The sequence below is a fragment of the Novosphingobium organovorum genome, from assembly GCF_022832435.1.
GTDB lineage: Bacteria > Pseudomonadota > Alphaproteobacteria > Sphingomonadales > Sphingomonadaceae > Novosphingobium > Novosphingobium organovorum.
Genome location: NZ_JALHLF010000043.1, coordinates 23,053 through 32,755 on the forward strand (window position 1 = coordinate 23,053; position 9,703 = coordinate 32,755).

The window sequence follows — 9,703 nt, forward strand, 5'->3', positions numbered from 1 at the left end:
CCCGGTTGGGAACGAAGTCCCGGCCTGTCGTGTTGAGAGAAGGGTTAGCGTAAAAATTGCTTGACGTATAGGGAAAGAATTGCACCCTTAGGGAAGATGTTGCCCACCCCGCGGATTCCCACCCAGTCGGATTCGCGAAAACCAGGGCTCGCTTCGTGGAGAGAATGCATGGATAGCGTCGTCATTGCGGGTTACGCCCGTTCCCCCTTTCACCTGGCCAACAAGGGCGCGCTCAAGGGCGTGCGGCCCGACGACCTCGCCGCGCAGGTGGTGCGCGGGCTGATCCAGAAGACCGGCGTCGAGCCCGCCGACATCGAGGATCTGATCGTGGGCTGCGCCTTCCCCGAGGGTGAGCAGGGCTTGAACGTGGCGCGCCTGATCGGGCTGCTCGCGGACCTTCCGCTTTCGGTCGGCGGCATGACCGTTAACCGCTTCTGCGGCTCCTCGATGAGCGCGATCCACATCGCGATGGGCCAGATCGCGCTCGGCGCGGGCGAAGCGTTCATCTGCGCCGGGATCGAATCGATGAGCCGGGTGCCGATGATGGGCTTCAACCCGATGCCTAACCCCGCGCTTGCCAAAAAGAGCGCGGCCTACATGGGCATGGGCGAGACCGCCGAGAACGTGGCGAGCAAGTACCAGATTTCGCGTGTCGAGCAGGAGGCGCTGGCGGTCGAGAGCCAGAAGCGCGCCGCCGCCGCGCGCGAGGCCGGCAAGTTCATCGACGAAATCGTGCCGATCGAGACCCGGGGGGGCATCGTCGATCAGGATGGAACGATCCGTGGCAATACGACAGCGCAAGACCTTGCCGGCCTCAAACCCGCGTTCGATGCGGCCGGTTCGGTGACGGCGGGGACCTCTTCGCCGCTGACCGACGGGGCCAGTGCGGTGCTGGTGACGAGCGAGGCTTACGCCCGCGCGCACGGCCTGCCGATCCTTGCCCGGATCAAGTCGGTGGCGATTTCGGGCTGCGCGCCCGAGACCATGGGCCTTGGCCCCATCCTCTCCAGCCAGAAGGCGATGGCGCGCGCCGGGATCGCGGCGAGCGACCTCGACGTGGTCGAACTGAACGAGGCCTTCGCCGCGCAGGCCATCGCCTGCATCAAGGACCTGGGCCTTGATAGCGCCAAGACCAACATCGATGGCGGCGCGATTGCCATCGGCCACCCGCTCGGCGCTACCGGCGCGCGCATCGTCGGCAAGGCGGCTTCTTTGCTCAAGCGCGAAGGCGGCAAGTATGCGCTCGCCAGCCAGTGCATCGGCGGCGGGCAGGGTATCGCCACGATCCTGGAGGCGGTGGAATGAGCCAGGACACCATCTCCAAGGTCTGCGTCATCGGTGCTGGCACGATGGGCGCCGGGATCGCGGCGCAGGTCGCCAACGCGGGCGTGCCCGTGCTGCTGCTCGACATCGTTCCCGAGGACGGCGCCAACCGCAGCGCGATTGCCGAAGGTGCGGTGGCCCGGATGCTCAAGACCGAGCCTGCTCCCTTCATGAGCAAGGCCGCGGCCAGGCTGGTCGAGACCGGCAACATCGAGGACGATCTGGCCAAGGTCGCCGACTGCGACTGGATCATCGAGGCGGTGATCGAGCGGCTCGACATCAAGCAGGGTCTCTACGAAAAGCTCGAGGCGCTCAAGCGGCCGGGGGCGGCGGTGTCCTCCAACACCTCCACCATCCCGCTCGAAAAGCTGGTCGAGGGGCGTTCGGACGCGTTCAAGGCCGACTTTCTCATCACCCACTTCTTCAATCCGCCGCGCTACATGCGGCTGATGGAGATCGTCACCGGCCCGGCGACCGACGCGGGTGTCGCCACCAGGGTGCGCCTCTTCGCCGACGTGGCGCTGGGCAAGACGGTGGTCGATGCCAACGATACACCGGGCTTCATCGCCAACCGCATCGGCACCTACTGGATCCAGCTTGGCCTCAACGCCGCGTTCGACATGGGGCTTTCGGTCGAGCTGGCGGACGCCATCGCGGGCAAGCCGATGGGCGTGCCCAAGACCGGCATCTTTGGTCTCGTCGATCTGGTCGGCATCGATCTCATGCCGCACCTCCAGGCGAGCCTGACCTCGACGCTGGCCAAGGACGATCCCTATCAGGCCATTGCGCGCACCCACCCGCTGATCGAGAAGATGATCGGCGAGGGCTATACCGGACGCAAGGGCAAGGGCGGGTTCTACCGGCTCAACAAGGAGAAGGGCCGCCAGAAGGAAGTCATCGACCTGGCCTCGGGCGACTACCACGCGGCGGACCGTCCGGCGGGGCCGCGAGGGGCTGCGGCCAAGGGTGACTTGCGCAAGCTGGTCGAGACCAAGGGCGAGATCGGCGCCTATGCCTGGGCGGTGCTGGGCGGAACGCTGGCCTATGCCGCGCGTCTGGTCCCCGAAGCCGCAGGCGACGTGCTCGCGGTCGATGCGGCGATGAAGCTGGGCTACAACTGGAAGATGGGCCCGTTCGAGATGATCGACAAGCTGGGCGCGTCCTGGCTCGCCGAACGTCTGGCGGCCGAAGGCCAGCCGGTGCCCGCGATCCTGACCCTTGCGGGCGATCGCCCGTTCTACCGTGTCGAGGACGGGCAGCGCGAATACCTCGGTCTCGATGGGGAATACCACAAGGTGCCGCGTCCCGAGGGCGTGCTCAGCCTGGCCGACGTCAAGCTGGCGACCAGGCCGCTCCTCAGGAACGCTTCGGCGGCGCTGTGGGACATTGGCGACGGGGTGGTGTGCCTCGAATTCACCGGCAAGATGAACGCGCTCGATGGCGAGGTGATGAAGCTCATCGTCCAGGCGCTTCCGCTGGTGCAGAGCCAGTACAAGGCGTTGGTGGTCTATAACGAAGGCTCGCACTTTTCGGCGGGCGCGAACCTGGGGCTGGCCATGTTTGCGGTCAACATCGCGGCCTATTCGGAAATCGAGAAGCTCGTGGCGGGCGGTCAGATGGCCTACAAGGGCCTGAAGTACGCACCGTTTCCTGTGGTCGGCGCTCCGGCGGGCATGGCGCTGGGCGGCGGATGCGAGATCCTGCTCCATTGCGACGCGATCCAGGCCCACGCCGAGCTTTACGTCGGGCTCGTCGAATGCGGGGTCGGGCTGGTGCCGGGCTGGGGCGGCAATGGCGAGATGCTCGAGCGCGCGCGCAACGCGGCGCGTATGCCGCGCGGCCCCATGCCGCCGGTCGCGAAGGTGTTCGAGACCGTCTCGACCGCGACGGTCTCCAAGTCCGCCGCGCAAGCGAAGGAACTGCTGTTCCTGCGCCCCGACGATGCGATCACGATGAACCGCGACCGCCTGCTCTACGACGCCAAGCACAAGGCGCTCGCGCTGGTCGAAGGCTACACCCCGCCCGAGCCGCCCGAGTTCCGCCTGCCGGGACCGAGCGGGCGCACCGGGCTCGCCATGGCGGCCGAGAGCTTCCACAAGCGGGGCCTTGCCACCGACTACGATCTGGTCGTCTCGGACTATCTGGCTGAGGTGCTGACCGGCGGCGAGGCCGACGTGACCGATCCGGTGAGCGAGCAGGAGCTTTTGAAGCTCGAACGCGACGCGTTCATGAAGCTGGTCCACTCGTCGCGGTCGGTGGCGCGGATCGAGCACATGCTCGAAACCGGCAAGCCGCTGCGCAACTGACAAGAACAAGACGTGGGAGCCGCGCCGTCGCGGCGCGCTCCCGGCGAGGAGAGTGACAATGCAGGTTTACGAAGCCCCCTTGCGCGACATGAAGTTCGTGCTCAACGAGCTTCACGCCGACGACGGGTTCGGCGGTCTCGAGGCGCTCGAGGAATTCACCCCCGATCTGACCGAGGCGATCCTCGAGGAAGCCGCCAAGGTCGCGCAGGATGTCCTTCTGCCGCTCAACCGCAGCGGCGACATCGAAGGCTGCACGCTCGAAAACGGCGTCGTGCGCACGCCCTCGGGCTTCAAGGAGGCCTATGACCTGTTCCGCGAGGGCGGCTGGTGCGCGCTGGCCTCGGACCCCGAATGGGGCGGGCAGGGCCTGCCCGAAGCGGTCAACAAGCTGACCGAGGAGATGATCTGCTCCTCCAACCTGTCCTTCAGCCTCTATCCTGGCCTGACCCACGGCGCGACGACCGCGATCGAGGGCTACGCCTGCGATGCGCTGAAGCAGGCCTATCTTCCAAAGATGGTTTCCGGGGAATGGTCGGGCACGATGTGCCTGACCGAACCCCACTGCGGCACGGACCTTGGGATGTTGCGCACCAAGGCCGTGCCGCAGGACCCGGACGATGCCTTTGGCGGCTCGTACCGGCTTTCGGGCGCGAAGATCTTCATCTCGGCGGGCGAGCATGATCTTACCGAGAACATCGTCCACCTCGTCCTCGCGCGGCTGCCCGATGCGCCGCCGGGGGTGAAGGGGATCAGCCTGTTCCTGGTGCCCAAGTATTTGCCCAAGGACGATGGCACGCCGGGTCCTGCGAACGGGGTCTCGGTCGCCGCGATCGAGCACAAGATGGGGCTCAAGGCCTCGGCGACCTGCCAGCTCAACTTCGACGAGAGCATCGGCTGGCTGGTCGGCAAGCCCCACAAGGGTATGGAAGCGATGTTCACGATGATGAACACCGAGCGGGTCTCGGTCGGCATCCAGGGGCTGGGCGTGGGCGAAGCGGCCTATCAGTCGGCGGTGTGGTACGCCAAGGACCGCCTGCAGGGACGCTCGCTCTCGGGAGTGAAGAACCCGGCAGGCCCGGCCGATCCGATCATCGTCCACCCCGACGTGCGGCGCATGTTGATGACGATGCGCGCCTACAACGAAGGCAGCCGCGCGATCGGCGCCTGGGTGGCGCGCGCGCTCGATGCCGAGCGCCACGCCAGCGATCCCGAGGTCAAGGCCCGCGCGGAGGACTTCATCGCGCTGATGACCCCGGTGGTGAAGGCGCTGTTCACCGATCTGGGTTTCGAGAGCGCGAACCTGGCCGTCCAGGTCTATGGCGGGCACGGCTACATCGCCGAGAGCGGGGTCGAGCAGTTCGCCCGCGACGCGCGCATCGCGATGATCTACGAAGGCACCAACGGCATTCAGGCGCTCGACCTCGTCGGGCGCAAGATGCCCGCGCACATGGGCCGCTACTTGCGCTCGTTCTTCCACCCGGTCTCGCAGTTCGTCGAGGCGAACAAGGGGGATGCGGACTTCGGCAAGATGATCGAGGGGCTCGAGAAGGCGTTTGGCGCGCTCCAGCTCTCGACCGGGACGATCGCGCAGAAGGGGATGAAGGACCCTGAGGAAGCGGCGGCTGCGGCCACCGACTACCTGCGCCTGATCGGGCTGGTCGCGATGGGCTACACATTTGCCAAGGCCGCTTTGATCGCGCGCAAGGCGCTGGCCGAGGGAAGCGGGGAGAAAGGCTTCTACGAAGCCAAGATCGTCACCGCGCGCTTCTTCTTCGATCGCATCCTGCCCCAGGCTACGACCGCCTTCCTGGCGATCAAATCGGGCAAGGCATCGATGATGGCGATGGACGTGGACGCGTTTTGAGGCCAAGGTAGGCCAAGAAATACGCCGGTCGGGTCGCAGACAAACCGACGGGTTGTGCAACCGGAGTGCGTGGCGGCGCGCTTCGGTTGTTTTTTTGTTCGCGCGCTTTGCCTGGAAATTCAGGAAAACAGGTTGGTGACGCTGGCCTCGGTCGGCTCGTTGCTATTTGCGCCGGTCGCCCTTTTCTCGCTCTGATCGTCGATCGTGGGGTCAGGGACCTTGAACAGTCGCGTCGGGCGCGTCAGCGCGTCCTGCGGCGAGCGTGAGGTGAGGCTGATGAACCAGGGCGAGGTGAGCAGACCCAGCGTCAGGGGCGACAGCCAGATCGCGGTGACCGGATCGAGGAAAGCGGTGCCAGCGAACAGCAGGCCGAGCGCGACGTGCTCGCGCAGGTCGGGGATGATCTCGCGCACCGAAATGCGCCGCGCCTCGCGCGCCTGGGTAGACCAGCCCGCCGAAATGCCCAGCAGGAGTCCCAGCAGCGCCTTGGTCTGGGTGACCATGGTGATCGGCGCGAAGAGCACCGCGAGCGGTACTTCAACGGCGACCGAGCGCAGGATGGTAAGCGTTCCGCCAAAGGCGCGGCGCCGCTCGCGCTGGGCGAGCATCCAGATGAGGCCCATGGCCTTGGGCCCGAACAGCAGCACGATGGTCAGCCCCAGCACGCTGGGCGGGGTCGCGCCGACGAATCCGGCGCCGCCGGCGTGGCCCGCGGCCTGCGCGATGGTCACCAGCAGCAGCAGCAGCCAGCCGGGCGAGGTGAGGTAGGCCGAGGCGCCGACCAGCAGGTGCAGGCGGTGCGTCCAGCTCAGCCCCGAGGCGCCGAGCAGCTGGAGGTGCTGCAGATTGCCCTGCATCCAGCGCCGGTCGCGGATCGCCATGTCGACCACGGTCGGCGGGAATTCTTCGTAGGAGCCGCCGATCATGACCATGTGTACGGCCCAGCCGCGCCGGCGCAGCAGCGCGGATTCGAGCATGTCGTGGCTCAGGATATGGCCGCCGAAGGGCGGCTTGCCGGGCAGTTCGGGCAGGCCGCAGCTTTCGGCGAAGGCGCGCGTGCGCACGATGGCGTTGTGGCCCCAGAAATTCGATTCCGAACCCGACCACCACAGCAGTCCCGCCGAGGCGATCGGCCCGTAGGCCTCGCTCGCGAACTGCATCCAGCGCTGGAACAGGGTGCGCGCGTTGATGATCATCGGCACCGTCTGGAGCAGTCCGATCGAGGGGCGCTCCTCCATGATCGAGGCCATGCCCACGATCGCATCGCCGCTCATCATCGAATCCGCGTCGAGCACCAGCATGCATTCGTAGGCGCCGCCGAAGCGGCGGACCCATTCGGCGATGTTGCCGGGTTTGCGCGCGATATTCTTCTCGCGGCGGCGGTAATAGACGTTGATCGGCGCCTCGGCCGCGACCTCCTGCCATTCGGCGAGTTCGCGTCGGCCCGACAGCTCGTTCGAATCCGAAAGCACGAAGAAGTCGATCCACGGCGCGCCGCCCGCCCGCTCGATCGACTTGGCCATCGCGCGCACGCGGGCGAAGACCTCCTCGACGCTTTCGTTGTAGACCGGCATGAGCACTGCAGTGCGCTTGGTGAGCGACTGCGCGGGGCTGGGGATCGCGGTGAAGCCGGGGTGTTCGCCCGAGATCAGCTTGAGAAAGCCGATCGTCGAGCTCACGAAACCGAACGCGATCCAGGTGAACAGCGGCACGAAGAACAGCAGCAGCGCGATCTCGAACAGGTCGAGCCCGTCGCGCGAAAAGGCAAAGCGCAGCTCGCTCGAGGCGGCCAGTCCCAGCACCGCGGTCAGCGTGATGAGCAACAGGCGCTTGACCGCCATGCCGTGGGGCTGGGTCTTGACTTCGATCGAGCCCGGCGGATTGCCGTCCAGCCGCTGGATCGGCATGTCCAGCGGGGCCTCGTCGGGGAGCTGTCGCAAGGGCTCGGCCGAAGTCATACGTTGAAGGCCTTTATCACGGTTTCGGTGAGGGCAGCGTCGCCCCGCCTGAGGAACAGGCGAAGGTCCATGGGAGTTCCCGCTTCACCCGGTTTTGCAAGACGAATGTCCAGCTTGGCGCGCCAGCGGTCGCGGGTTCCGGCAACCGGGAAGCACTCGCGGCTCATGATGACACCCTCGGGCGCCTCGGCGACGAGGTCGACCCCGCTCGAACGATCGAGCCCGGCAAGCGCGGGACCGGCGAAATCGAACACCACCTTGCGCGCGCCGTCGATCGCCGGGGCATCGGCGAGCCCGGCCTTGCCCATGAAGTCATCGACGCAGCGCGCGATCGCGCTCTGGCTGGGGTCGGCGTTGGTCCAGCTCAGGCGGTAGCCGTAGGCCAGTTCATCGCCCGCGCGCACGGGCTTTGCCGGGGTCCAGAACGCGGCGATGTTGTCCTGGTTTTCGTTGTTGGTGGGCATTTCGTAGAGCTTGACCGCGCCCTTGCCCCAGTCGTTGGTCGGCTCGATCCACAGCGAGGGGCGCTTGTCGTACCACGAACCGTCGTCCTGGTAGTGGTCGAAGTTCTGGTCGCGCTGGAGCAGGCCGAAGCCCTTGGGGCTGTCGTCGGTGAAGCTGAAGGTGGTGGGCGAAAGCGCGTTCTCGAGCGGACGCCAGACCTGCTCGCCATTGCCCGAGCGGATGGCGAGGCCATCGCTGTCGTGGACCTCGGGGCGCCAGTCGGGGCCGCGCGGCGGACGCGGGTAGGCGCGGCTGGACTGGTCGTACCAGAACATGCTCGACATCGCGGCCAGGCCCAGCTGCTTGACGTCCTTGCGGAAGAACAGCTGCGCCTTGATGTCCTGGATCACCCCGCTTTCGGGTCGGCCGTTGGTGTCGATGCGGTAGGCCCCCGCGACCGAAGGGCCGTCGAGCAGGGCGTAGATCACGAAGTGGTCGGCCTCGACGTGTTCGATCCAGAAATGGGTGAAGACGGGGAATTCCTCGCCCGAGGCGAGCCCGGTGTCGATCGCGAGGCCGCGCGCCGAAATGCCGAACTGGTCGCGCGCGCCCGAGGTGCGAAAGTAGCTGGCGCCCATGAACGAGAGCCAGTCGGCGTGGCCGTCCGCGGCCATCACGCGAAAGCCCGCGATATCGGCCTTGGTGCCATCGACGAAGAGGCTGGAGGTGTCGACCACCGGGCGCGCGCTTGCCCCTTCAATGATCGCCACCTCGACCTTGTAGGGCGCCACGGCGAGCGCGGTGGGAAAGAAGCGGATCACGTCGGCGACCGCGCTCGCATCGCCGTAGGTGAGCCGGGCGAGCGTATCGAAGTCCTTGGCCGCGAGCGGCGAGACGGGCGGCTGGACATAGGCCCTGGCGCCGCTCTTGCGGGCCATGGCGACAAGCCTGTCCCACGAGAAGGGTTCGGGCTTGCCGAGCATCCTGGGGGCGGGCGCGCCGGTTGCGGCGAGCGCGCCCGGTGCGGTGAGCAGGGCGGCGAGCCCCAGCAGGCCCGCGGCGGCTTCGCGGCGGTTCATCGCGGCAGGAAAAAAGGGAATTTCGGCGTTTTCAGTCATACGGTTCGTGAACTCCGGTCAATCGCACCCGGCTTCCTTCCCCCTGCTTACTTCTGGTCCGTTGGCGCCTCGCGCCAGCCGATGATAACGTTCTCACCGGCATGCAGTTCCTTGGAAAAGACCTCGGTCTTGCCCCCGTCGCTGCCGCCCGCAGTCACGAAGACACGCTGCGGGTTGCCCTTGGCGTCGAGCCGGTAGACGCTGTCGCGCCGGTTACCGGCGGGCACCGCATCGGGCCGGAACTCGAGCGCGGGATCGGGCACGAGCAGCACGTCGCGCCGTTCGCGCAGCGTCACCTCGACCCGCCCGGCAAGGCCCGGCGCGATCTGCGGCGCCGGGTTCTCGAGCACGAAGCGGGCAAGGCGCTGGCCGTTGCGGGTCTCGATCCCGGCAAGACGCGCGCCCTGCTCGACGTCGGGTAGCGTCTCGAAGCGGATGTCGGCCTTGGTGCCGGGCGCAAGGCTCATCGCCGCGCGGCTGGCAAGGGGCACGCTGATGGTGAGCGGGGTGCCCGCGCGCGCCAGCGTGAACAGCGCCATGCCTTCGACCACGCCCTGGCCGCGGGTGAGCTCGTGGACGACCACGGTTCCGGCGAAGGGGGCGCGGATGATGCGCCCCTGGGCGCGCTGTTCCTCGGCCGAGACGCGCAAGGCGGCGGCCTCTGCACGGTCCTGTGCGGCGGCGGCATCC

At 67.2% G+C, this 9,703-nt stretch carries 6 protein-coding genes; 3 read left to right on the forward strand and 3 right to left on the reverse strand.

The genetic code is table 11. From position 1 onward, the window contains the following. The first annotated feature begins 168 nt into the window (after nucleotides 1-168). The 3 genes from MTR62_RS11855 to MTR62_RS11865 are packed head-to-tail and all read left to right on the forward strand — an operon-like array spanning nucleotide 169 to nucleotide 5,493. Nucleotides 169-1,305 carry a thiolase family protein gene (locus tag MTR62_RS11855; RefSeq protein ID WP_244021136.1) on the forward strand — a complete coding sequence of 379 codons (1,137 nt, stop codon included), beginning with the start codon at nucleotides 169-171 and terminating at the stop codon, nucleotides 1,303-1,305. Beyond that, complete coding sequence (locus MTR62_RS11860) at nucleotides 1,302-3,629, forward strand: 3-hydroxyacyl-CoA dehydrogenase/enoyl-CoA hydratase family protein (RefSeq protein WP_244021138.1); 2,328 nt, start codon at nucleotides 1,302-1,304, stop codon at nucleotides 3,627-3,629. The genes MTR62_RS11855 and MTR62_RS11860 overlap by 4 nt, the downstream gene beginning before the upstream one ends. Nucleotides 3,630-3,687: 58 nt before the next feature. Beyond that, nucleotides 3,688-5,493, forward strand: a complete 1,806-nt coding sequence (locus MTR62_RS11865) for an acyl-CoA dehydrogenase C-terminal domain-containing protein (RefSeq protein ID WP_244021139.1) — start codon at nucleotides 3,688-3,690, stop codon at nucleotides 5,491-5,493. 119 nt (nucleotides 5,494-5,612) lie between these two features. On the opposite strand, the gene mdoH is transcribed toward MTR62_RS11865, so the two are convergent. From mdoH to MTR62_RS11880, 3 genes are all read right to left on the reverse strand, one after another. Further along, on the reverse strand, nucleotides 5,613-7,451 hold the full coding sequence (gene mdoH / locus MTR62_RS11870; protein ID WP_244021141.1) for a glucans biosynthesis glucosyltransferase MdoH: 1,839 nt from the start codon (nucleotides 7,449-7,451) through the stop codon (nucleotides 5,613-5,615). Next, the gene (locus MTR62_RS11875; protein ID WP_244021143.1) at nucleotides 7,448-9,013 is read right to left on the reverse strand and encodes a glucan biosynthesis protein D; all 1,566 of its coding nucleotides are present in this window, start codon (nucleotides 9,011-9,013) and stop codon (nucleotides 7,448-7,450) included. The genes mdoH and MTR62_RS11875 overlap by 4 nt, the downstream gene beginning before the upstream one ends. A 47-nt stretch (nucleotides 9,014-9,060) precedes the next feature. Next, nucleotides 9,061-9,703: efflux RND transporter periplasmic adaptor subunit (locus MTR62_RS11880; protein WP_327194406.1), on the reverse strand; the 643-nt coding region annotated here is incomplete at its 5' end.